The organism is Streptomyces sennicomposti, assembly GCF_019890635.1.
In the GTDB taxonomy this organism is placed as follows: domain Bacteria; phylum Actinomycetota; class Actinomycetes; order Streptomycetales; family Streptomycetaceae; genus Streptomyces; species Streptomyces sennicomposti.
In genome coordinates, this window is record NZ_JAIOAB010000042.1 from 1 (window position 1) to 22,865 (window position 22,865).

Consider the following 22,865-nt stretch of genomic DNA (forward strand, 5'->3'; position numbering starts at 1 on the left):
CACGAACTTGTAGCGGGAGCCCCGGTACACCGACCGCACCCACTCCACCGGCCGCCCCTCCGCGTCCCGTGAGTGCCGGGACAGCAGGAGCATCGGCAGGCCCACGTCGGTGGCGAGGAGCTGCGCCTCGCGCGGGGTGGACAGCGAGGTCTCGATGGTCTCGTCGGCCTCGGCGAGATGGACGCCGTAGACCTCGGCGAGCGCCGTGTAGAGGGAGGGGCGGGTGGCCAGGGTGCGCCGCAGCCCGGGGAAGCGCACGGCGGACAGGTGCGTCGTCTCGATCGCCATGGGGTCGCCGCTGGCCAGCCGGAGCCGCTCGATGCGCAGCACCCGTTCCCCGACAGCGATGTCAAGGAGCGCCGCGAGCTTCGCGTCCGCCGGGATCTCGCCGATGTCCAGCATCTGCGAGGCGGGCTCCAGGCCCTGGGCGCGCATGTCCTCGGTGTGGGAGGTCAGCCGCAGTGAGCGGTACAGCTTGGGCTGGGCGACGAAGGTGCCCTTGCCCTGGATGCGGTCGAGCCGGCCCTCGCCGACCAGTTCCTGGAGGGCCTGGCGGATGGTGGTGCGCGAGGCTCCTAACCGGACGGCGAGCAGCCGTTCGGCCGGCATGGCCGAGCCGGGCTGAAGCGCCTGCGTCATCTCCAGCACCTGCTGTTTGATCCGGTAGTACTTCGGCACGCGCGCGACGCGGCCGGGTGTCCCCCCGTGGTGCGGGGCGCTGCTGACGTCGGTGGCCATGCCTGCCTTCCCGGCTGTGTGGGTGGGCTCCCGTTATAGCGACCAACGCCCCTATGGTCTAGTCCAACTGTGGAGGCGGCGACTCCGGTTGAACCGGCCCGCAAACGGGCGCGAGCACGCTCAGGTGTCTTTCTCATAACGCCCGGGAACAGGCTCCCGAACCACCCTTGACACCTCAAAAGGTCTAGGCCAAGCTCCGTCGTACTGGTCTACACCATTAGTGACCAGGTCCCGAGCCCTACGTGAAACAGCGTCGTGCGCGCATCACCGCCGAGGGCGTGGGGGGTTGGCAGCATCCCTGAGGAGGGTGGCGTGAAGCGCAAGCTTGCGGCCGCGATCGTGATCGCGGGCATGATGGTCTCCGTCTCGGCGTGTGGCGGGGGCGACGACGACAACAGCAAGGACGCGGGGCCGGACAGCTGGAAGGGCCAGACCCTCACCGTCTGGACCATGGACGGCTCGGTGCCGGAGCAGTGGACCAAGGACGTGCAGGCCGCCTTCGAGAAGAAGACCGGCGCGAAGGTCAAGTTCGAGGTCCAGAAGTGGGACGGCATCCAGCAGAAGGTCACCACGGCCCTCTCCGAGTCCAACCCGCCGGACGTCCTGGAGGTCGGCAACACCCAGACCCCGGCGTACGCGGCCACCGGCGGCCTCGCCGAGCTGAGCGACCTGAAGAAGGAGATCGGCTCCGACTGGACCGAGTCGGTCTCCAAGTCCTCCGTCTACGAGGACAAGCAGTACGCCGCCCCCTGGTACTTCGCCAACCGCGTCGTCATCTACAACAAGGCGATCTGGGCCAAGGCCGGCATCACGGACACCCCGAAGACCCGTGACGAGTTCTTCAAGGACCTGGAGACCATCGGCAAGAAGACCGACGCCGAGCCGATCTACCTGCCCGGCCAGAACTGGTACTTCTTCGACGGCCTGATCATCGGCCAGGGCGCCGACCTGGTGAAGAAGGACGGCGACAAGTACGTCTCCAACCTGGCCGACCCGAAGGTCACCGCCGCCATGGAGATCTACAAGAAGTACGCCTCCTACTCCAAGGCCCCCAAGGACAAGGACGAGGCCACCCCGCAGCAGGCCACGATCTTCGCCAAGGGCAAGACCGGCGCGTTCATCGGCATGGGCTGGGAGGCCGCCACCGCCATCCAGGCCAACAAGAACATCGAGAAGGACCTCGGCTACTTCACCATCCCCGGCGCCACCGCCGACAAGCCCGAGGGCGTCTTCCTCGGCGGCTCCAACCTGGCCGTCGCGCAGAACAGCAAGAAGCAGTCGCTGGCCAAGGAGTTCCTGAAGATCGCCCTGTCCGACCAGTTCGAGGGCGAGCTGTCCAAGCTCAACGGCGTCATCCCGAACAAGGAGTCGCTGGAGAGCAACCTCAAGGGCAACGGGGCCGCCGAGGCCGCCGCGCCCGGCGCCGCCGTCGGCGGCACCACCCCGCTGATCCCCGAGTGGGCCGCGGTGGAGAACACGCCGAACCCGATCAAGGCGTACATGACCGCCGTCCTCAACGGCAAGGCGCCGGCCGACGCCGCCAAGGACGTCGAGTCCGACATCAACAAGCGCCTGGCCCAGAAGAACTGATGACCGTGCCGGGGGCGCCCCGAAAGGCGCCCCCGGCCCCTTGTGCCGGTCATGCGGCCACGGAGTTCGTACCCGCAGTTCGTACGGCCACGGAAGAGATGGCAACTCATGTCAGTGCAGACCGAAGGCACGGACACGGCCGGGGAGCCCGCTGTCCGCAAGTCCGGGCCGCCGGCGCCCCCGCGGGGTGAGGCCCGCACCGCGAAGACCCCGGCCGGCCGCCGCGCCGCCGCCGCCCCCTACCTCCTGCTGCTGCCCGCGCTGGCGGCCACCGTGGTCCTGCTCGGCTGGCCACTGGTGAAGAACGGCATCCTGTCGTTCCAGAACCTCAACCCGCGGCAGCTCATCCAGCACCTCACCGAGTGGAACGGCGTCGACAACTACAAGGAGATCCTGAGCGGTTCGGATTTCTGGAGCGTCGTCGGACGCTCGGTCGTCTTCACCGCGGTCAACGTCGTCCTCATCATGATCGGCGGCACCCTGATCGGGCTGCTGCTCGCCCGCCTCGGCAAGAAGATGCGGCTGCTGCTCATGGTGGGCCTCGTGCTCGCGTGGGCCATGCCCGTCATCGCCGCCACCACCGTCTACCAGTGGCTGTTCGCCCAGCGCTTCGGCGTCGTCAACTGGGTCCTGGACAAGCTCGGCTGGCACTCGATGGCGGACTACAACTGGTTCAGCAGCCAGTTCTCCACCTTCTTCGTGGTCATCGTGCTGATCGTCTGGCAGTCCGTGCCGTTCGTGGCGATCAACCTCTACGCCGCCACCACCACGATCCCCAAGGAGCTGTACGAGGCCGCCGCGCTGGACGGCGCCGGCGCCTGGAAGAGCTTCACCTCCGTGACCCTGCCCTTCCTGCGGCCGTTCCTGTACGCCACGACCTTCCTCGAGGTCATCTGGGTGTTCAAGTCGTTCGCACAGATCTTCGCGCTCAACGAGGGCGGCCCCGACCACCTCACCGAGACCCTGCCGATCTACGCCTACGTCGAGGGCGTCGGCAACCAGCACTTCGGCGTCGGCGCGGCGATCTCCTTCCTCACCATCCTGGTCCTGCTCGCCATCACCTCGTACTACCTGCGCATGGTGCTCAAGCAAGAGGAGGACGAGCTGTGAAGCGCTCCGTCTTCGGCCGTCTCTGGCCCAACGCGACCGCCGTCGTCCTCTTCGTCGGCTTCGTGTTCCCCGTGTACTGGATGTTCGCCACCGCGTTCAAGCCGACCGGCGACATCATCACCGAGGACCCGGTGTGGTTCCCGTACCACGCCACCGTCTCGCACTTCGACAAGGCGGTGCACGCCGACCACTTCTGGACGCTGGTCGCCAACTCGGTGATCGTGACCGTCAGTTCGGTGCTGATCTCGCTCGTCATCGCGCTGTTCGCGTCCTTCGCCCTGGCCCGGATGCGGTTCAAGGGGCGGCGCGGGCTCATCGTGACCTTCATGCTGGCGCAGATGGCCCCCTGGGAGGTCATGATCATCGCCATCTACATGCTGGTCCGCGACAACGACATGCTCGACAGCCTGGTCCCGCTCACCGCCTTCTACGCGATGATGGTGCTGCCCCTGACCATCCTGACGCTGCGCGGTTACGTCTCCGCGGTGCCCAAGGAGCTGGAGGAGTCGGCGATGGTCGACGGCTGCACCCGCCTCCAGGCCTTCATCAAGGTGATCTTCCCGCTGCTCGCGCCCGGTCTGATGGCCACCTCGCTGTTCGGCTTCATCACCGCCTGGAACGAGTTCCCGCTGGTCCTGATCCTCAACAAGGACATCGAGAAGCAGACGCTGCCGCTGTGGATCTCGCAGTTCCAGACCGCCTTCGGCGACGACTGGGGCGCCACCATGGCCGCCTCGTCCCTGTTCGCGCTGCCCATCCTGATCCTCTTCATCTTCCTGCAACGCAAGGCCGTCAGCGGCCTGACCGACGGCGCCGTGAAGGGATGACACCGCCGATGACCACACTCGCCACCGGGCCCGACACCCTCACCCGGGACGCGCTCGCGGTGCTGCAGCCGGGGTTCGACGGCACCACAGCCCCGGACTGGGTGCGCCGCCGCCTGGCCGAGGGACTCGCCTCCGTGGCCCTGTTCGGCCGTAACGTCGTCACCGAGGAGCAGGTCACCGCCCTCACCGGACAACTGCGCGCCGAACGCGAGGACCTGCTGGTCGCCATCGACGAGGAGAGCGGCGACGTCACCCGCCTCGACGTGCGCACCGGCTCCTCCTTCCCCGGCAACCACGCCCTCGGCGCCGTCGACGACCCCGACCTGACGCGGGGCGTCGCCCGCGAGCTGGGCCGGCGCCTGGCCGCCTGCGGCGTCAACTTCGACTGGGCGCCGTCCGCCGACGTCAACGCCAACCCCGACAACCCGGTCATCGGCGTGCGCTCCTTCGGCGCCGCCACCGACCTGGTGGCCCGGCACACCGCCGCCTGGGTCGAGGGCCTGCAGTCCACCGGCGTCGCCGCCTGCACCAAGCACTTCCCCGGCCACGGCGACACCAACGTCGACTCCCACCACGCCGTCCCCCGCATCGACGTGGACGCCGACACCCTCTACGAACGCGAGCTGCCCCCCTTCCGGGCCGCCATCGCCGCCGGCACCCGGGCCGTGATGAGCGCGCACATCCTCGTGCCCGCCCTCGACGCCGAACGCCCCGGCACGCTCTCCCGCCGCATCCTCACCGGCCTGCTGCGCGAGGAACTCGGCTACCAGGGCCTGATCGTCACCGACGGCATGGAGATGCGCGCCATCTCCGGCACCTACGGCCTGGAGCACGGCGTGGTCCTCGCCATCGCGGCCGGCGCGGACGCGATCTGCGTCGGCGGCGGACTGTGCGACGAGGCCACCGTGCTCGGCCTGCGCGACGCGCTGGTGGCCGCCGTGCGCTCCGGCGAACTCCCGGAGGAGCGCCTCAGCGACGCCGCCGCCCGGGTGCGCGAGCTGGCCCGGTGGACCGCCGAGGGCCGCCGGGGCGCGGCGGACGTCGCGCCCGAACCGGAGATCGGCCTGACCGCGGCCCGCCGCGCCCTGCGGGTGACCCGCGCCGGCGCCGCCGCACCGGCCGACGGACCGGTCTTCGTGGCCCGGTTCAGCCCCGAGGCCAACATCGCGGTCGGTGACGAGACGCCGTGGGGCGTGGCCGCCGAGCTGCGCCGGCTGCTGCCCGGCAGCGCCTCGGGCTCCTTCACGGGCGCCGACGCGGGGGCCGCCGCCCTGGCCGCGGCCGAGGGCCGCCGGATCGTGGCCGTGGTCCGCGACGAGCACCGGCACGCCTGGATGGGCGCGGCGCTGGACGCGCTGCTCGCCGCCCGCCCGGACACAGTGGTGGTCGAGATGGGCGTACCGCAGGCCCCGCCGCGCGGCGCGCCGCACATCGCCACGCACGGCGCGGCCCGGGTGTGCGGGGCGGCGGCGGCGGAGGCGGTCGTCGCGGGCTGAGCCGTACGGCCCGGGACCGCGGCCGGGACGCACGGCCTCGGGAAGCGGCCGGTGCGCACGGTCCGACGACGCGACGGAGCCGCACGGCCCGAGAACCGGCCGGTGCGGGGCTTTCGAAGCCCCGCACCGGCCTTTCTCATGCCCGGCGACCGGCAGTAAACCGGCAGTTGGGCGGCACTTGCGCCGGTACCGGCCGGTAGCCGTTGACACCCGAAATTGGTCTAGTCCAGCGTGGGAGTGCACCTCGGTCCGATCACCACGGAGTGATTGCATGCACCAGCCCGCCCCCACCCCCTACCTCCACCGCGCGGCCTCCGAGCGCCCCTACTTCAGCGCCGACGGCGAGACCTACCTCGCCCCCACCCCGCTGCGCGACCTGGAGAAGACCCGCCCGCTCAGGGTGCTCTCCGAAGCGGACTTCGCCCACTGGCAGACCTACGGCTACGTCGTCGTCCGCGAGGCCATCACCCCCGGCGAGGCCAAGGAACTGCTCGATTTCACCTGGGACTTCCAGGGCCTGGACCCCGACCGCCCCGAAACCTGGTACCAGGAGCCCGAGTTCCGCTCCGAACTCGACCAGCACCTGTTCATCTACGGCTTCGTCGAGGCGTACCACCACCAACTGCTGTGGAACAGCCGCCAGTCGCAGCGCGTGTACGACGCCTTCGCCGACGTGTGGGACTGCGCCGAGCTGTGGGTCACCCTGGACCGGCTCAACCTCAACCCGCCCAACATACGCACCCGTTCGCGCTCCCTGATCGAAGCCACCGACGAGGGCTTCGACATCGAGCTGCACTGGGACGTCGACAGCACCCTCGCCGTCCTCCCGCAGCGCGTCCAGGGCATCATCGCCCTCAACGACACCCGGCCCGAACTCGGCGGCTTCCAGTGCGACCCGGAGCTGTTCCGGCGCTTCGAGGAGTGGCGCCTGGCCCAGCCGCCCGGCCGCGACCCGATCCGGCCCGCCGTCGACCGCGCCGAGTTCCCCGTCGTCCGGCCCGACCTCCAGGCCGGCGACCTGCTGATCTTCAACGGCCTGCTGGCGCACGGAGTCGCGCCCAACCGCTCCGAGAACGAGGTCCGCGCCGTCCAGTACCTGTCCATGATGCCCGCCCTGGAGGAGCACACCGCGCTGCGCACCTCCCGCGTCGAGTCCTGGCGCACCCTGTCCACCCCCGACTGGAACGCCACCCTGCTCGGCGACGCCCGCCGCCCCGAGGCCCTGCGCTACGGCCCCGCCGAACTGAACGACCTCGGGCGCAAGCTGCTCGGCCTGGACTCCTGGAGCGCCGGGGAAGAGGCGCGGTGAACCGGATCTGCCTCTGCCTGCCCACCGACCGCGCCTGCTCCGCCACCCTCGCGGCACTCCACCGCGAGGCCGCCTACGCCACCGAACACCACGACGTGCACGTGGAGCTGCTGGTCCTCGACTCCTGCGACGAGGCCACCCGCGCCGAGCACGCCCGGGTCCTGGCCGCGCTGCCGAGCGTGCCGCGGGTGCGCGTGCACCACCTCGGCGAGGAGCCGCAACGCGCCTTCCTGCGCCGGGTGATCGAGCGGGCCGGCCTGCCCGACGCGGACCGCTTCCTCGACCTGATGCTCCCGGCCGGCGTCTCCTACGGCGCCTGCACCAACCGCGCCTTCCTGCTGGCCGCCGCCCTCGGCTGCCGCTCGGTGCACCGCCGGGACTCCGACAGCGCCTACCAGCTCCACGACGGCGAACCGGTCTTCCCCGTCCACCACGAGCTGCCCTGGCTCGGCCGCCCCGCCGCCGAGGCGTCGGCCGCCGTCACCCGCACCGACCTCGACCCGGCCCTCGCCGGGCGCCCCGTCTCCCTGGCCGGCGCCTCCTTCATCGGCGAACTCTCCGTGGACATAGCGGAGATACGCCGGCTGGACGAGACCGTCTACCACGACGTGGTCGGCCTGTGGGCGCCCGCCGACTGGCCCGACGAGCGCCGCCGCGACCTGGTCGAGGAGTCCTTCACCGGCGCGGGCACCACCCCCTTCGCCGGCGACGACGCCACCCTCGCCCTGGTCGACCCGATGCGCGTGGACATGTGCAACGTCGCCTTCGACCGCGACGTCTACGAACGCTTCCCGCTCTCCCCGGCCACCGACACCATCGGCAGCGACTACTTCCTCCTCCACCTCGTCCACGACGCCACCCTCCCCGGCATCCTGCACAACCGGCACATCGAGAACTTCCACACCCCCGAACGCCGCACCGACACCGGCTTCCACGCCTACCAGCTGCGGTTCGTGAAGTTCCTGCTGTCGATGCTCCACCTCCACCGCGTCTACGACCGCCTCGCCGCCGAAGGCCCCGCGCTCCTGGACGAGCACCAGCGCATCCGCACCGAGCGGGTCGCCGGTCTCCTGCGCGAGAGCGCCCGCACGGACCGCGCCGACAACCACTGGCGCCTGGACCGCTGCGACACCGCCTACCGCAAACTCGGCGGCCGCTACGAGGAGTTCGCCGAGCGCCTCGCCCCCCGGCGGGAGCGGCTGCTGGCGGAGGCCGAACGCGACATCGAGGACTACGCCCGCCTCGCCGACGCCTGGCCGGCCCTCGTGGCCGCCGCCCGGCACACCGCACCCGGCCGGGGGAGCGGATGACCGTGCCACTCAGCCCCCGCCTGGCCGCCGCCCTCACCGCCGCCCCCGCCGACCGCGTCGTCTACGACCTGCCCGGCATCCAGGCCCAGTACGACCGGCTCGTCGCCGAACTGCCCGGCGTCCAGGTCCGCTTCGCCCTCAAGGCCTGCCCCGTGGACGAGGTGCTGCGCCTGCTCGCGGCCCGGGGCGCCGGTTTCGACGCGGCGAGCCCCGCCGAGATCGCCCAGGCCCTGGCCACCGGCGTCGACGCGGACCGCGTCCACTACGGCAACACCGTCAAGTCCGACGCCGACATCGCCGAGGCCCACCGGCTCGGCATCACCGCCTTCGCCACCGACAGCGTCCAGGACGTGGCCGCCATCGCCGAACACGCCCCCGGCGCACGGGTGTTCTGCCGACTGGCCACCAGCGGCGAGGGCGCCCTGTGGGGCCTGAACCGCAAGTTCGGCTGCTCGGCCGACGACGCCGTACGCGTCCTGGCCGCCGCCCGCGCCGCCGGACTGACCCCGGCCGGACTGTCCGTGCACGTCGGCTCCCAGCAGATGACCGGCGAGGCCTGGCAGCAGGCCGTCGACCTGCTCGCCGACGTGCTGGCACGGCTCGACCGGCTCGGCATCGCACCCGACCACGTCAACCTCGGCGGCGGCCTGCCCGCACTCGGCTACCTCGACCGCCACGGCAACCCCCTCGACCCGCCCCTGGACAAGATCCTCACCCTCCTCCGCGAGGGCGTGGACCACCTCCGCGCCCTCACCGGCCGACCGCTCGGCTTCGTCATGGAACCCGGCCGCCACCTGGTCGCCGACCACGGCGCCGTACGCGCCCACGTCTACCGGCTGACCCGCCGCCGGCAGCCGGACGGCGAGGACGCGCACTGGCTCTACCTGAGCTGCGGCAAGTTCAACGGCCTCTACGAGATGGACCAGGTCATCCACCGCCTGCTCTTCCCCACCCACCCCGCGCCGAATGGCCCCGACGACCCGGCCTACCTCCCCGCCGTCGTCGCCGGACCCACCTGCGACAGCGACGACGCCTACGGCGGCGGCACCCACCCCGTGCGCGTCCCGCGCGCCCTCGCCTCCGGCGACCCCGTCTGGGTCCTGTCCGCCGGCGCCTACGCCGCCAGCTACACCACCCAGGGCTTCAACGGCATCCGCCCCCTGCCGCAGATGTGCGTACCCGGCCCTGACCCGCTCCGCGACGAACGGCACTGACATGGCAGAACACACGCGCATCCGGGCCGTCGCCGAGGCCGACTGGCCCGCCGTCGCCGCCCTGGAGGCCGAGGCGTACGACGGCCTCGGCCTCGCCGAGGGCGAGCCGATGCTGCGCACCCGCGCCCGCGCCTCCGCCGGCACCTGCTTCGTCCTCGACCTCGACGGCCGGATCGCCGGCTACGTCCTCGCCCTGCCCTACCCCGAGTTCCGCTGCCCCGACCTGACCCGCCCCGAACAGGCCGTCCACCACGCGCCCAACCTGCATCTGCACGACCTCGTCGTCGCCCGCCCGCTGCGCCGCAGAGGACTCGGCGGCCGGCTGGCCGGGCACGTGGCCGACACCGCCCGGCGGCTCGGCTTCACCACCATGTCGCTGGTCGCGGTCGGCGACAAGGAGCCCTTCTGGCGCGCCCGCGGCTACCGCCCCCACCACGGCACCCCGCTGCCCGCCGGATACGGCGCCGACGCGGTCTACATGACGGCCGAGCTGGCCGCCCACCCCACCCACGGAAGGCGCCCGGCATGCTGACCGAGACCCCGGACACCCCCGAGACCCCGGACACCCCCGAGATCCCGGGTGCGTTGGGCACCGCCGAGCCCCCCGGCGCCCCCGCGACCCCCGACCCGGCCGGGTTCGGCCGCGCCAAATGGGCCATCGCGGCCCTGTTCTGCTTCCTCGGCTTCCAGTACGCCACCTGGATCGCCCGGCTGCCCGCGCTCAAGACCCGCCTCGACCTCGGCACGGGCGAGGTGGGGCTGCTGCTGATGGCCTGCGGCGCGGGCGCCGCCGCCTCCTTCCCGCTGGTCGCCGTCCTGATGCGCCGCCTCGGCTCCCGCCGCCTCGCCCTGGTCTCCGCGCTGTGCCTGGTGGCGGTGCTCGCGGCCCTGTCGGTGGTGCCGAACTATCCGCTCGCCCTGCTCGCCGTCTGCTGCGACGGCGTCGCCGTCGGCTGCCTCAACGTCGCCATGAACGCCCAGGGCGCCGCCCTGGAGACGACGTACGGGCGCACCGCCATGTCCCAGCTGCACGCCACCTTCAGCGCCGGACTGCTCGCCGCCGCGCTCCTGGCCTCCGGCAGCACCGCCGTCACGCAGTCCGTCCCGACCCACTTCGCCGTGGCCGCCGTCCTGCTGCTCCTGCTCCTCGGATACGCGCGCCCCGGCCTGCTCACCCACCGGGAGCCCGCGCCCGCCGAGCCGGACACGCCGAAGAAGCGGACCCGGCCGGTGCTGCCGTCCGCCGCCACCCTGCTCATGGGGTGCGCGATGGCGTTCGGCACCATCACCGAGGGCGCCATGAACGACTGGTCCACCCTCTACATGAAGGACGTCGTCAAGACCTCCGCCACCGTCGCCCCGCTCGGCATCGCCGTCGTCTCCGTGATGATGCTGCTGGCCCGGCTGCGGGCGGACCGCTGGCGCGACCGGTGGGGCGACGGACGGGTGGTGCGGGTCGGCAGCGCCGTGGCCGGCGTCGGTCTCGCCCTCGCCCTGGCGGCCGGCCATCTCGTGCCCACGCTGCTCGGCTTCGCCTGCGTCGGGCTCGGCGCGGCGGCCGTGACGCCGTGCGTGTACGTCGCCGCCGCCGAACACGGCTCGAACGCGCTCGCGCTGGTCGCCGCGATGGGGACGACCGGACTGCTCGGCGGTCCCGCCCTGATCGGCTTCGTCGCGGGCGCGGGCAGCCTGACCCTCGGCATGGCCACGGTCGCCGCCTCGGCCCTCATCGTCACCCTCACGGCCCTCTGGATTCCCTGGCCGAGCAGGGAGACCGCTCCCGCCGCCGAAGGGGTGCCGCAGACGGGGGCGCCCGGGCAGGGAGCGCCCGGGCCGGGGGAGGCGGTGGCGGAGGGCGCCCACTGAGACGCGGGGGCGCTCACTGAGAGGCGCGCGAGCGGTGCGGGCGGACCACACGGGCCACACAGACCACATGGACCACACAGGCCACACGGGCCGCCCGGCTGTTCGGCGCGGCGGACTGCTCCTCGCGGGGGCTGATCCTCGCGGCGGGCTACTCCTCGAACAGGGGCTCCTGCGTCCCCTCCTTCTGCCGCCGCAGGTGCCGTACCCGCGCCCCGAGGACGACCGCCGTGGCCGCGGCCGTCGTCGCGAACGCCGCCGGGACCATCCAGCCCCGGTTCACCGCGTGCCCGAGGGCGTGGTCCAGGGAGAGGCGGCCGGGGCCGGTGACGGACAGTCCGGCGGCGGTCAGGCCCAGGGAGGCGGCGTACTCGTAGCCGCCGCTCTGCGCGAAGAAACCGTTCGGCGCGTGCACCGCGGCCGCGCCCGCCATCGCGCCGGCCGCCGCCGCGCCCGCCGCCGGGGTGGCGAGGCCGAGCGCCAGCAGCAGCCCGCCGCCCGCCTCCGCCAGCCCGGCCGCCATGGCGCTGGCCTTGCCCGGCCGGTAGCCGACGGACTCCATGAACTGACCGGTCCCTTCGAGGCCGGCCCCGCCGAACCAGCCCAGCAGCTTCTGCGCGCCGTGCGCGGCCAGCACCCCGCCGGTGCCCAGCCGGAGCAGCAGCAGGCCCAGATCGCGTCGGTCGTAACAGGTCACGGTGACTCCCAGCACATCGGTACGGCTTCCGACCCCGGAACACCCCCCGTGTCTCCACCGTCGCACCGCTCACACCCGCCCGGCCCGCCCGGGACGCCGTTCGGGTGGCGGGGCGCCGGGCCGGGTGTGACGCTGCGGGCATGACGATTCAGACCGCCCGACTCAGCGACCCGGCCGTCCGCGCCTTCGTCACCGCCGTCAACGCCCATGACCGCGAGGCCTTCATGCGGCTCCTCGCGCCCGGCGCGACCATGTCGGACGACGGCGCCGACCGCGACCCGGCCGAGTGGACCGAGGCGGAGATCTTCGCCACGCACGGCCATCTGGAGGTGGACAGCGAGTCGCAGGGCGGGCGTGCCCTGGTCGCCCGCTACCGCAACGACACCTGGGGCGAGATGCGCACCCGCTGGCTGTTCACCGTCGCCGAGGACGGCCGCATCACCCGCTTCGAGACCGGGCAGGCGTAGCCTGGGCAGGCGTAGCCCGGCCAGGGGGGTCGATCAGGAGTCGAGCGGTCGGGCGCGGGCCGACCGCGGGGCCCCTCCGGGGCCCGGCTGCGGGGCCCCTCCGGGGCACTGTGCGGGCACAGCGGGGGCACAGCGCACGGCCTTCGCGAACGCACCCCGTACACGGGGACGTTCCCTCCTTTTGATGATCTTTTGATCGGCCTTTGGAGACCCGTCGTGCATCGACGGGGGCTCGCTCTGTACGGTCCCGGAGTGCGCGATTCCACTCGGTCTGCGATGTCCCCCCACCTGTCCAGGCGCTCCCTGCTCGCCCTGACCGCCGCCGCCCCGCTGGCGGCCGCCGCCTCCTCACCGGCGGTGGCCGACACCAGAACCGTGATCGGCGGCGACCTGCTCGCCCGCCCCGGAGCGCAGGCGCGCGGCACCAGCGCCCTGCCCGCGAGACTCACCGCCCAGGCCTGGCTCCTCGCCGACTGGGAGAGCGGGGAGGTGCTCGCCGCCTACCGGGCGCACGAGCGCCTGGCCCCCGCCTCCACGCTGAAGATGCTGTTCGCGGACACGGTCCTGGCCAAGTTCCCCCGCACCGACCGGCACACGGTCACCGCCGCCGACCTGGCCGACATCCCCGAGGGCTCCAGCCTGGTCGGCATCCAGCCCGGCACCACCTACACCGTCGAGCAGTTGTGGCAGGGCGTGTTCCTGCGCTCGGGCAACGACGCGGTGCACGTGCTGGCCGCCATGAACGGCGGCATCGCGAAGACGGTCGCCGAGATGCAGGCCCGGGCGGCCGACCTCCAGGCCCTGGACACCCATGTGGTCAGCCCCGACGGCTACGACCACCCGGGCCAGGTCTCCTCGGCCTACGACCTGACCCTGTTCGCCCGGCACGGGCTGAAGAACGCCGACTTCCGCGGCTACTGCGGCACCCGCACCGCCGACTTCCCGGCCGGCGGGAAGAAGACGTTCCAGATCCAGAACACCGACCGCCTGCTGACCGGGTCCTGGGGCCTGAAGACGTACGACGGCATGATCGGAGTGAAGAACGGCTACACCTCGCACGCCGGAAACACCTTCACCGGCGCGGCCGTTCGCGGCGGCCGCACCCTGCTCGTCACCGTGATGCACCCGGCGGCCGGCGCCAACGCCGTCTACGAGGAGAGCGCGGCCCTGCTCGACTGGGGTTTCGCGCAGGGCGGTGCGGCGCGGGCGGTGGGCGTCCTGGTGGACCCGCTGAGCGAGGGCGGCGCCCGGGCGGCCGGCCCCGCCGGACAGCGGGCCACCGGTACCGGCGGGCCGACCGGCGCGTCCGTCGCGGCGGACGCCGGCCCCTCGACCGGGCGGCTGCTGGAGGGCGCCGGCCTCACGGCGGCGCTGCTGGCCGGCGGGGCGTGGGCGCTGCGCCGCCGCGCGCGAGCCCGGAGGGCGGCGACGGCGGCGGCCGGAACCGCCCGCGGCGGCCTTGGCCGCCCCGTGGGCCCCGGCGCCCTCGGCCGCCCGGCCGACCCGGAAGGCCGCGCCCCCGCCGCTCAGGAGCCCGACACCCGGGGCCGCCACCGCCGTTGACGGCCCCGCCACCGCCGTTGACCGGCCCGGCGCCCCCGCCCGCCCCGGCTCACCCGCGTCGCACGACCCCGTGTCGTACGCGCCCGTGCGGCACACCCCCCTGCCGCACGCACCCGCGCGGCGCCGTCCGCGTCACCCGCGTCCCACGTACGGCATCGTCGTCGCCAGGACCGTCGCGAACTGGACGTTGGCCTCCAGCGGCAGTTCGGCCATGTGCCGTACCGTGCGGGCCACGTCGGCGACGTCCATCACCGGTTCCGGGACCACCTCGCCGTTGGCCTGGAGCACGCCCTTCTCCATCCGGGCGGTCATGTCGGTGGCGGCGTTGCCGATGTCGATCTGCCCGACCGCGATCCGGTACGGCCGCCCGTCCAGCGACAGCGCCTTGGTCAGCCCGGTCAGGGCGTGCTTGGTGGCGGTGTAGGGCGCGGAGTGCGGGCGGGGCGTGTGCGCCGAGATGGAGCCGTTGTTGATGATCCGGCCGCCCTGCGGGTCCTGCTCCTTCATCCGCCGGTAGGCCGCCTGCGCGCACAGGAAGGCCCCGTTGAGGTTGGTGTCCACCACGTGCTTCCACGCGTCGTAGGACAGCTCCTCGACCGGCACCCCGCCGGGCCCGAACGTGCCCGCGTTGTTGAACAGCAGGTCCACCCGCCCGAACCGGTCCACCACGGCGGCGAACAGCGCGGTCACGTCCTCCTCCCGCGCCACGTCGGCGCGGACGGCGAGCGAGGGCGCCGAGGGGACGAGCGCCGCCGTCTCCTCCAGGGTCTCGGTGCGCCGGCCCGCCAGCGCCACCGACCAGCCGCCGCGCAGCAGTTCGACGGCGACCGCCCGCCCGATCCCCGAACCGGCGCCCGTCACCACGGCCACCCGCCCGGCCCCGCCCTCGCCACCGGCCCGTACGTCTCCTGCGTTGTTCACGGTGTTCATGGCCCGCAGCGTACGGCGTGACGCCGGGCGGCATCATGCGGAACTCATCCGCCCGCCATGGGACGGTCATGTCCTTGCCAAGCTCGGGTCGTCCCGGACCGGTCCAATGCCCCTGTACCGCGCACCCGCCGCCAGGGGAGGACCCGGATGACGCCCGCCCGCCGCCAGCCCTCGCACGCGCCCGAACTGCGCGCCGCCGCCCGCTCGCTGGGCCGCCGCCGCTTCCTGACCACGACCGGCGCCGCCGCCGCGCTCGCCTTCTCCGTGAACCTGCCGGCCGCCGGCGCCGCGAGCGCCGCCGAACTGGACGCGGCCCGGCTGCCCGGCGACCCGTTCACCCTCGGCGTCGCCTCCGGCGACCCGCTGCCCGACTCCGTCCTGCTGTGGACCCGCCTCGCGCCCGCCCCGTACCAGGCCGACGGCGGACTGCCCGCCCGCCGCGTCACCGTGCAGTGGGAACTCGCCCTGGACGAGCGCTTCCGGCGCGTGGTCAGACGCGGCGCCGCCACCGCCCACCCCGAGTTCCAGCACACCGTGCACGTCGAGGTCGGCCGGCTCCAGCCCGGCCGCGTCTACCACTACCGCTTCCGCGCCGGCCGCTGGACCAGCCCGGCCGGCCGCACCCGCACCGCGCCCGCCCCCGGCAGCCGCCCCGCCGGACTGACCCTCGGCCTGGTCTCCTGCCAGCGCTACGACGAGGGCTACTACACCGCCTACCGGCACCTGGCCCAGGACGACGTGGACGTGGTCTTCCACCTCGGCGACTACCTCTACGAGTACGCCGTCGACTCCGCGGGCGGCTCCCGCGGCCTGCCGAAGGGCACCCTCCCGGACCTGTTCCACCACGAGACGGTGACCCTGGAGGACTACCGCCTGCGCTACGCCCTCTACAAGACGGACCCCGACCTGCGGGCCGCGCACGCCGCGCACCCCTTCGTCGTCACCTGGGACGACCACGAGACCGAGAACAACTACGCCGACGACGTCTCCGAGACGGGCGGCCCCGCCGACGAGTTCCTGCTGCGCCGGGCCGCCGCCTACCGCGCCTACTGGGAGAACATGCCGCTGCGCAGCCCCCAGCTCCCGCACGGCCCCGACCTCAGGCTCTACCGCCGCCTGCACTGGGGCCGCCTCGCCCAGTTCGACGTCCTCGACACCCGCAAGTACCGCTCCGACCAGGCCTACGGCGACGGCTGGCAGTACGGCGGCCCCGAGTCCGAGGACCCCCGCCGCACCCTGACCGGCGCCGCGCAGGAACGCTGGCTGATCGACGGCTGGCGCCGCTCGGACGCGCTGTGGAACGTGGTGCCCCAGCAGGTCACCTTCTCCCAGCGGTACAACTCCACCACCCTGCCGTCCAAGCTCTCCATGGACTCCTGGGACGGTTACCCGGCCTCCCGCGAACGGGTCCTGGCCGGGGCGCGGGCCGCCGGGGTGGAGAACCTGATGGTGCTCACCGGCGACGTGCACGTGCACTACGCCTTCGACATCAAGCGCGACTTCTCCGACCCCGGCTCCCGCACGGTCGGCACGGAGATCGTCACCTCCTCCATCACCAGCGGCGGCAACGGCTCGGCGAAGCCGTCCAACTGGAACACCCTCATGACCGCCAACCCGCACCTGAGGTTCTTCAACGGGCTGCGCGGCTACGCCACGGTGTCCCTGGGACGCGAGCTGGCCCGCGCCGACTTCAAGACGGTCTCCCACGTGACCACGCAGGGCGCGCCGCTCACGACGGCCGCGTCCTTCGTGACGGAGGCGGGGGAGCCGGGGCTCAAGCCGGCGTGACCTCCGCCGCCCCGGAGCCCTGCCGGGGGCCGGTCCCGTCCGCACTCCCGTCGGCGGGACCGGCCGTATCCCCGGCCGGCGCCACGTCCCCGGCCGGCGCCGTGCCCTCGGCCGGTGCCGCGGCCCCGGCCCCGGTCTCGCCCCCGGCCCCGGTCTCGCCCGGGTAGCGCACGCCGATCCGCTCCCGGATCGCGTCCAGCGTCCGCATCACCGCGAGCGTGCCGTCCAGCGGCACCAGCGGCGACTCCGTCTCGCCCGCGCGCAGCGCCCGCATCACCTCCAGCGCCTCGTGCCGCATGCTGGTGCGCGGCCCGTCCGCCGGGTCGGCGGCGAACTCCTCCGGCTCACGGCCGTCGCGGTGCAGCACGAAGCGGTCCGGGTGGAAGAAGCCCGACGGCACGTCGATGCGGCCCTCGGAGCCGGTGACGGAGGCGACGGTGGCCGTACCGCCGGTGATGGAGCAGTGCAGTTGGGCCAGCGCGCCGCCCTCCCAGGACAGCAGCGCGCCGGTCTGCAGGTCCACGCCCTCGGGCGAGAGCACCGCACGCGCCGCGATGTCCGCCGGCTCGCCGAGCAGGAGCTGGGCGAACGACACCGGGTAGACGCCGAGATCGAGCAGCGCGCCGCCGCCGAGGCGCGGGTCGCGCAGCCGGTGCGCGGGCGGGAAGGGGCCGGCCAGCCCGAAGTCGGCCTGCACGGTGCGCACCTCGCCGATCGCGCCGTCGTCGACCAGCGCCTTGAGCCGCCGTACCAGCGGATTGCAGTACATCCACATGGCCTCCATCAGGAAGCGGCCGTGCTCGCGGGCGAGGGCGACCAGTTCGGCGGCCTCGCGCAGGTTCAGCGTGAACGGCTTCTCGCACAGCACGTTCCGGCCGGCCGACAGGCACAGTCCGGCGGCGGCGCGGTGGGCGACGTGCGGGGTGGCGACGTAGACGACGTCGACGTCCTCGTCGTGCGCCAGTTCGGCCCAGGAGCCGTAGGCGCGCTCGATGCCGAACCGCTCCGCGAACGCCTTCGCCGGCTCGGCCCGCCGGGAGGCCACCGCCACCACCTCGGCGTCCGGCAGGTCCACCAGGTCCGCCGTGAACGCGGCGGCGATACCGCCGGTCGCGAGGATCCCCCAGCGCACCTTCTGCTCCGTCATACCGGACATCCCCGGACCCCACCCTCGTTCATGCGTTCCTCGGCACGGTGTACGAGCTGAGAGCATAGGTGGCGGACCAGTCGGAGAGGGAGGGACACATGCCGGAGGGCGGGACAGCGGAACCCCACGTACCGCGCACGGGGGCCGGGGCGGCGACGGGACCGGCGCCGGCGGAGGCCGCGCGGCCGGCCGGAGCGGGAGCGGCGGCCGCCGGTACCGCGGCCCGCCGCGCGAGCCTGCTGGTCACCCTGATCCTCGGCGGCCTGACCGCCACGCCCCCGCTGGCGATGGACATGTACCTGCCCTCCCTGCCGGAGGTCACCCGGTCCCTGCACGCGCCCGCCGCGACCGTGCAGCTCACCCTCACCGCCTGCCTGGCCGGGATGGCGCTCGGGCAGCTCGTCGTCGGCCCGATGAGCGACCGCTGGGGTCGCCGCCGCCCGCTGCTGGCCGGCCTCGCCGTCTACGTCCTGGCCACCGCCCTGTGCGCGCTCGCCCCCAACGTCGAGACGCTGGTCGCCTTCCGGCTGGCGCAGGGCCTGGCGGGCGCGGCCGGCATCGTGATCGCCCGCGCGGTCGTCCGCGACCTGTACGACGGCGTGGCCATGGCCCGTTTCTTCTCCACGCTGATGCTGATCTCCGGCGTCGCCCCGATCGTGGCCCCGCTGATCGGCGGCCAGATCCTGCGGATCACCGACTGGCGGGGCGTGTTCGTCGTGCTCACGGTGGTGGGCGCGCTGCTCGGCGCGGTGGTGTGGACGAAACTCCCCGAGACCCTGCCGCCGGCCGACCGGCACGAGGGGGGAGTGGGGCAGGCGCTCGGCGGGATGCGGCGGCTGCTCGCCGATCGCGTCTTCACCGGCTACATGATCGCCGGCGGCTTCGCCTTCGCCTCCCTGTTCGCCTACATATCGGCGTCGCCGTTCGTGATCCAGGAGATCTACGGCGCCTCCCCGCAGACCTTCAGCCTGCTGTTCGGGCTGAACTCGGTCGGGCTGGTCGTCGTCGGCCAGATCAACGGCAAGGTGCTGGTCGGCCGGGTGCGGCTGGACCGGGTGCTGGCCGCCGGGCTCGTCGTGGTCATCCTCGCGGCGACCGCGCTGCTGCTGATGGCCACCGGAGCCTTCGGCGCGGTGGGCCTCGCGCCGGTCGCCGCCGCCCTGTTCGTGCTGATGTCGGCGATGGGCGTCACCATGCCCAACACCCAGGCCCTCGCCCTGATGCGCACCAAGCACAGCGCCGGGGCCGCCTCCGCGCTGCTCGGCACCACGTCCTTCCTCGTCGGCGCGGTGGCCTCCCCGCTGGTCGGCGTCGCCGGCGAGCACACCGCCGTTCCCATGGCCGTCGTCCAGCTGGTGGCCGCGATGGCGGCGCTGGGCTGCTTCGTGGGAATGTGCCGTCCCTGGGACGCGGCACCGGGCGGTAAGGGAGCGGAAAGCTGAGCGCACCGAGACTGCGCCGGGACACACCGGAGCGAGCCGGCCTCGATCCCGCCGAACTGCGCCGCCTCGTCCGCGAGGTGCGCGCCCTGACCGCCGGGGAACGCCCCTGGGCGCCGGGCGCCGTCGTGGTCGCCGGCCGGGGCCCGGTGATCGCCGTCGCCGAGGCGGCCGGCTGGGCCGTACGGTACGAGTCCTACGATCCCGACACCGGCAGCGGCGTCGAACTCCCGCCCGAGAAGCGGGTGCCGATGACCCTCGACACCCCCTTCGACCTCGCCTCCCTCACCAAACTGTTCACGGCGGTGGCCGTGGTGCAGCAGATCGAGCGGGGCACGCTGGGCATCGACGCGCGGATCGGGGCGTATCTGCCGGAGTTCCACGCCGCCGCCGAACACGACATCACCGTACGGCAGTTGCTCACCCACACCTCCGGTCTGCGGCCCGAACTCCCGCTGTACGACTGCCCGGACGCCGCCGCCCGCCTGGCGATGCTGCGCGCGGAGGCCCCGACCGCACCGCCCGGCACGTACGCCTACTCCGACCTGAACCCGCTCCTCCTGCAGCACCTCCTCGAACGCCTCACCGGCCGCCCCCTGGACGTCCTGATCCGCGACGGCATCACGCGCCCGCTCGGCATGACCGCGACCCGGTTCGGCCCCTGCCCGGACGCGGCGGCCACCGAGGACCAGCGCCGCCCGTGGGCCAAGGCGGACCGGGGCATGCTGCGCGGCGAGGTGCACGACGAGAACGCCTGGGCGCTCGGCGGGGTGGCCGGCCACGCGGGCCTGTTCGCCACGGCCACCGACCTCGCGGTCTTCTGCCGCACCCTGCTGGCCGGCGGCTCCTACGGCCCCGCCCGCATCCTCGGCCCCGACTTCGTCGACCTCCTGCTGACCCCGCCGGGCCTCGGCTTCGCCGTCGACCAGCCCTGGTTCATGGGCGAACTCGCGGGCCACGGCGCGGCGGGCCACACCGGCTTCACCGGCACCTCCCTGGTCCTGGACCCCGCCACGGACACCTTCCTGATCCTCCTCACCAACAAGGTCCACCCCCACCGCCACCCCCCGACCAACACCCCGAGAGCAAGAGCGGCAACCCGCCTGCACAGAGCGGTCCGCAGCGCCCCGTAGGGGGCGGCGCCCCGTCAGGGGCGCGGGGCTGTGCCGATCTGCGGCTCCGCCACGGGGGCGCGCCCAGCCCCGACGAACCTGCACCAGACCGACCACCCCACACCCCCACCCCCTACCGCGGGGGTCCGGGGACCCAGCCCCGGGAAGGGACGGGCAGGGGCGGCGGGGGCGGCGCCCCGTCGTCGCGGGAGCTGAGAGAATCACGCGGTGAACGAGCACGCGTCCCCGTCGGAGACCCTCCGTACCGCCTTGACCGCCCTCCTCGACGGCCTTCCGCCGAAGCAGGCCGCAGGCGCCGTGGAGCGCCTGATCGAGAACTATCGCGGTACCACCCCCACCCACACCCCCGTCCTCCGCGACCAGGCCGACGCCACCGCCTACGCGGCCTACCGCATGCCCGCCACCTTCGAGGCCGTCCGCGCCGCCCTCACCGCCCTCGCCGGCGCCGCCCCCGACTGGACCCCCGCCGGCCACACCGACGTGGGCGGCGGCACCGGCGCCGCCACCTGGGCCGTCACCGCCACCTGGCCGGGCTCCCGCCCGGTCGCCGTCCTCGACTGGGCCGACCCGGCGCTCGCCCTCGGCCGGGAGATCGCCGCCGCGAACCCCGCCCTCGGCGACGCCCGCTGGGAACGCGCCCGCATCGGCACGGCGCTCACCCTCGACCCCACCGACCTCGTCACCGTCTCCTACGTCCTCGGCGAGCTGACGGCGGCCGACCGCACCGCCGTGGTGGACGCCGCCGCTGCCGCCGCGCAGGCGGTCGTGGTCGTGGAGCCGGGCACGCCCGACGGCTACGCCCGCGTCATCGAGGCCCGTGACCGTCTGGTCCAGGCGGGCTTCCGGATCGCCGCGCCCTGCCCGCACAGCGCGGCCTGCCCGATCGTGCCGGGCACCGACTGGTGCCACTTCTCGGCCCGGGTCAGCCGCTCCTCCCTGCACCGGCAGGTCAAGGGCGGCTCCCTCGCCTACGAGGACGAGAAGTTCTCGTACGTCGCCGCCGTCCGCTTCCCGGTCGCCCCGGCCGCCGCCCGCGTCGTACGGCGGCCGCAGATCCGCAAGGGACAGGTCCTGCTGGACCTGTGCGAGCCCGCCGAGGCCCCGGACGCGGAGGGGCGCCCCGGACAGCCGGAGCAGTTGCGCCGCCGTACCGTCACCAAGCGCCACGGCGATCTGTACAAGGCGGCCCGCGACGCCGACTGGGGCGACGCCTGGCCTCCGCGAGCCCTGTAACCAGGCCGCCGGACCACCCCCCGAGCCCTCAGGTTCCTCCAGGGGGCCGCCCGGCACGTCACCCCCGCAGCTCCAGCGAGCAGCACTTCACGCTGCCCCCGCCCCGGTGCAGCTCGCTCACGTCCACGCCGACCGGTTCGAAGCCCCGCTCGCGCAGCGGGCCGAACAGCCCGGCCGCCGCCTGCGGCAGCACCACGTGCAGCCCGTCGGAGACGGCGTTCAGACCAAAGGCGAGCGCGTCCTCCTCGGCCGCGACCAGCGCGTGCGGGAACAGCCGCCGCAGCACCTCGCGGCTGCCGGGGGAGAAGGCGGGCGGGTAGTACGCCACCTCGCCGGCCGCGTCGTCCAGCACGGCCAGCGCCAGGTCCAGGTGGTAGAAGCGGGGATCGACCAGCTCCAGGCCGATCACCGGGCGGCCGAAGAACTCCTGCGCCTCCCCGTGCGCCAGCGGATTGGTCCTGAACCCCCGCCCGGCCAGCAGCAGCGAGTCGGTGACGGCGAGGTCGCCCTCGCCCTCGTTGATGTGGACGGGCAGGTGCAGATGCCCGTAGCCGTGCGCGGCGAACCACTCCAGGTGCGCCTGAGCCTCCGGCTCCCGCTCCGGGTGGGCGAACCGGGCGCCGAACACCCGGCCGTCGGCCACCGTCGCGCCGTTCGCCGTGAACACCATGTCCGGCAGCCCCGGCACGGGGGCCAGCTCCGCCACGGTGTGCCCGAGGGAGCGGTACACCTCGCGCAGCTGTTCCCACTGGGCCTGCGCCAGCGGCGTGTCGACCGGCTTGGCCGGGTCCATCCACGGGTTGAGGGAGTAGCGCACGGTGAAGTGCGCCGGCGGGCACATCAGATAGCGCCGGGGCGTGGCGCTGCGGGGTCGGGCCAAGGCGGGCTCCTCGGGTGCCGCAGGGCTGCTGGGGCTGCTCGGGCTGCTCGGTGTTGCCTTGGTGACCATGGTGCGCCGCCCGCGCCCGTCGCGCGCGGGCCGGACGGCCCCTTTCGCCCGCGTGAGTGGCG

Annotated in this window: 20 protein-coding genes; 15 read left to right on the forward strand and 5 right to left on the reverse strand. The window is 73.6% G+C overall.

The features are described 5' to 3' along the window. Positions 1–738: GntR family transcriptional regulator (locus K7787_RS21760; RefSeq protein ID WP_223002629.1), on the reverse strand; the 738-nt coding region annotated here is incomplete at its 3' end. Positions 739–1,050: 312 nt separating this feature from the next. On the opposite strand from K7787_RS21760, the gene K7787_RS21765 reads away from it, so the two are divergent. The 9 genes from K7787_RS21765 to K7787_RS21805 all read left to right on the forward strand — a co-directional run bounded on the left by K7787_RS21765 (position 1,051) and on the right by K7787_RS21805 (position 11,460). Continuing rightward, on the forward strand, positions 1,051–2,328 hold the full coding sequence (locus tag K7787_RS21765) for an extracellular solute-binding protein (RefSeq protein WP_009188311.1): 1,278 nt from the start codon (positions 1,051–1,053) through the stop codon (positions 2,326–2,328). Positions 2,329–2,436: 108 nt separating this feature from the next. Next, entirely contained in the window at positions 2,437–3,438 is a 1,002-nt protein-coding gene (locus K7787_RS21770) for a carbohydrate ABC transporter permease (protein WP_027758091.1), read from the forward strand. Beyond that, positions 3,435–4,265: a carbohydrate ABC transporter permease gene (locus tag K7787_RS21775; RefSeq protein WP_009188309.1), complete on the forward strand. Its 831-nt coding sequence runs from the start codon at positions 3,435–3,437 to the stop codon at positions 4,263–4,265. The genes K7787_RS21770 and K7787_RS21775 overlap by 4 nt, the downstream gene beginning before the upstream one ends. An 8-nt stretch (positions 4,266–4,273) precedes the next feature. Next, positions 4,274–5,761, forward strand: a complete 1,488-nt coding sequence (locus K7787_RS21780; RefSeq protein ID WP_223002630.1) for a glycoside hydrolase family 3 protein — start codon at positions 4,274–4,276, stop codon at positions 5,759–5,761. Between the two features lie 271 nt (positions 5,762–6,032). Continuing rightward, entirely contained in the window at positions 6,033–7,070 is a 1,038-nt protein-coding gene (locus K7787_RS21785) for a phytanoyl-CoA dioxygenase family protein (RefSeq protein ID WP_223002631.1), read from the forward strand. Beyond that, positions 7,067–8,380 (forward strand): DUF6271 family protein, encoded by a 1,314-nt coding sequence (locus K7787_RS21790; protein WP_223002632.1) that lies wholly within the window; start codon positions 7,067–7,069, stop codon positions 8,378–8,380. Before K7787_RS21785 ends, K7787_RS21790 begins: the two co-directional genes overlap by 4 nt. Then, complete coding sequence (locus K7787_RS21795; protein WP_223002633.1) at positions 8,377–9,594, forward strand: alanine racemase; 1,218 nt, start codon at positions 8,377–8,379, stop codon at positions 9,592–9,594. The genes K7787_RS21790 and K7787_RS21795 overlap by 4 nt, the downstream gene beginning before the upstream one ends. A 1-nt stretch (position 9,595) precedes the next feature. Beyond that, on the forward strand, positions 9,596–10,126 hold the full coding sequence (locus K7787_RS21800; protein ID WP_223002634.1) for a GNAT family N-acetyltransferase: 531 nt from the start codon (positions 9,596–9,598) through the stop codon (positions 10,124–10,126). After that, positions 10,120–11,460 carry an MFS transporter gene (locus K7787_RS21805; RefSeq protein WP_247721158.1) on the forward strand — a complete coding sequence of 447 codons (1,341 nt, stop codon included), beginning with the start codon at positions 10,120–10,122 and terminating at the stop codon, positions 11,458–11,460. Before K7787_RS21800 ends, K7787_RS21805 begins: the two co-directional genes overlap by 7 nt. Positions 11,461–11,608: 148 nt before the next feature. Here the strand turns inward: K7787_RS21805 and K7787_RS21810 are convergent, their stop codons facing one another. Beyond that, positions 11,609–12,154 carry a DoxX family protein gene (locus K7787_RS21810; protein ID WP_169435687.1) on the reverse strand — a complete coding sequence of 182 codons (546 nt, stop codon included), beginning with the start codon at positions 12,152–12,154 and terminating at the stop codon, positions 11,609–11,611. A gap of 140 nt (positions 12,155–12,294) precedes the next feature. Here K7787_RS21810 and K7787_RS21815 point away from each other — a divergent pair, with 140 nt between their 5' ends. Together K7787_RS21815 and K7787_RS21820 are read left to right on the forward strand one after the other, a co-directional pair. Continuing rightward, positions 12,295–12,621 (forward strand): nuclear transport factor 2 family protein, encoded by a 327-nt coding sequence (locus K7787_RS21815; protein WP_223002635.1) that lies wholly within the window; start codon positions 12,295–12,297, stop codon positions 12,619–12,621. A gap of 276 nt (positions 12,622–12,897) precedes the next feature. Next, positions 12,898–14,184 (forward strand): D-alanyl-D-alanine carboxypeptidase family protein, encoded by a 1,287-nt coding sequence (locus K7787_RS21820; protein WP_223002662.1) that lies wholly within the window; start codon positions 12,898–12,900, stop codon positions 14,182–14,184. A gap of 132 nt (positions 14,185–14,316) precedes the next feature. On the opposite strand, the gene K7787_RS21825 is transcribed toward K7787_RS21820, so the two are convergent. Then, on the reverse strand, positions 14,317–15,114 hold the full coding sequence (locus tag K7787_RS21825; protein ID WP_223002636.1) for an SDR family oxidoreductase: 798 nt from the start codon (positions 15,112–15,114) through the stop codon (positions 14,317–14,319). A gap of 147 nt (positions 15,115–15,261) precedes the next feature. Here K7787_RS21825 and K7787_RS21830 point away from each other — a divergent pair, with 147 nt between their 5' ends. Next, positions 15,262–16,902, forward strand: a complete 1,641-nt coding sequence (locus tag K7787_RS21830) for an alkaline phosphatase D family protein (protein WP_223002637.1) — start codon at positions 15,262–15,264, stop codon at positions 16,900–16,902. Here the strand turns inward: K7787_RS21830 and K7787_RS21835 are convergent. Further along, a complete protein-coding gene (locus K7787_RS21835) occupies positions 16,889–18,049 on the reverse strand; it encodes a Gfo/Idh/MocA family protein (RefSeq protein WP_223002638.1) in 1,161 nt (386 codons plus the stop codon). The two genes, K7787_RS21830 and K7787_RS21835, sit on opposite strands and share 14 nt — an antisense overlap. A gap of 98 nt (positions 18,050–18,147) precedes the next feature. Here K7787_RS21835 and K7787_RS21840 point away from each other — a divergent pair, with 98 nt between their 5' ends. From K7787_RS21840 to K7787_RS21850, 3 genes are all read left to right on the forward strand, one after another. Then, complete coding sequence (locus tag K7787_RS21840; RefSeq protein WP_223002639.1) at positions 18,148–19,491, forward strand: multidrug effflux MFS transporter; 1,344 nt, start codon at positions 18,148–18,150, stop codon at positions 19,489–19,491. Next, on the forward strand, positions 19,488–20,621 hold the full coding sequence (locus K7787_RS21845; protein ID WP_223002663.1) for a serine hydrolase domain-containing protein: 1,134 nt from the start codon (positions 19,488–19,490) through the stop codon (positions 20,619–20,621). Before K7787_RS21840 ends, K7787_RS21845 begins: the two co-directional genes overlap by 4 nt. A gap of 207 nt (positions 20,622–20,828) precedes the next feature. Then, the gene (locus K7787_RS21850; RefSeq protein ID WP_169435680.1) at positions 20,829–21,854 is read left to right on the forward strand and encodes a small ribosomal subunit Rsm22 family protein; all 1,026 of its coding nucleotides are present in this window, start codon (positions 20,829–20,831) and stop codon (positions 21,852–21,854) included. Between the two features lie 58 nt (positions 21,855–21,912). Here the strand turns inward: K7787_RS21850 and ddaH are convergent, their stop codons facing one another. Further along, positions 21,913–22,734 carry a dimethylargininase gene (ddaH, locus tag K7787_RS21855; RefSeq protein WP_164391963.1) on the reverse strand — a complete coding sequence of 274 codons (822 nt, stop codon included), beginning with the start codon at positions 22,732–22,734 and terminating at the stop codon, positions 21,913–21,915. Positions 22,735–22,865 lie beyond the last annotated feature (131 nt).

Coding starts and splice junctions, on each gene's coding strand:
- K7787_RS21770 (WP_027758091.1), top strand. CDS start 2,437: ATGTCAGTGCAGACCGAAGGCACGGACACGGCCGGGGAGCCCGCTGTC.
- K7787_RS21780 (WP_223002630.1), top strand. CDS start 4,274: ATGACCACACTCGCCACCGGGCCCGACACCCTCACCCGGGACGCGCTC.
- K7787_RS21785 (WP_223002631.1), top strand. CDS start 6,033: ATGCACCAGCCCGCCCCCACCCCCTACCTCCACCGCGCGGCCTCCGAG.
- K7787_RS21795 (WP_223002633.1), top strand. CDS start 8,377: ATGACCGTGCCACTCAGCCCCCGCCTGGCCGCCGCCCTCACCGCCGCC.
- K7787_RS21800 (WP_223002634.1), top strand. CDS start 9,596: ATGGCAGAACACACGCGCATCCGGGCCGTCGCCGAGGCCGACTGGCCC.
- K7787_RS21805 (WP_247721158.1), top strand. CDS start 10,120: ATGCTGACCGAGACCCCGGACACCCCCGAGACCCCGGACACCCCCGAG.
- K7787_RS21815 (WP_223002635.1), top strand. CDS start 12,295: ATGACGATTCAGACCGCCCGACTCAGCGACCCGGCCGTCCGCGCCTTC.
- K7787_RS21820 (WP_223002662.1), top strand. CDS start 12,898: ATGTCCCCCCACCTGTCCAGGCGCTCCCTGCTCGCCCTGACCGCCGCC.
- K7787_RS21825 (WP_223002636.1), bottom strand. CDS start 15,114: ATGAACACCGTGAACAACGCAGGAGACGTACGGGCCGGTGGCGAGGGC.
- K7787_RS21830 (WP_223002637.1), top strand. CDS start 15,262: ATGACGCCCGCCCGCCGCCAGCCCTCGCACGCGCCCGAACTGCGCGCC.
- K7787_RS21835 (WP_223002638.1), bottom strand. CDS start 18,049: ATGACGGAGCAGAAGGTGCGCTGGGGGATCCTCGCGACCGGCGGTATC.
- K7787_RS21840 (WP_223002639.1), top strand. CDS start 18,148: ATGCCGGAGGGCGGGACAGCGGAACCCCACGTACCGCGCACGGGGGCC.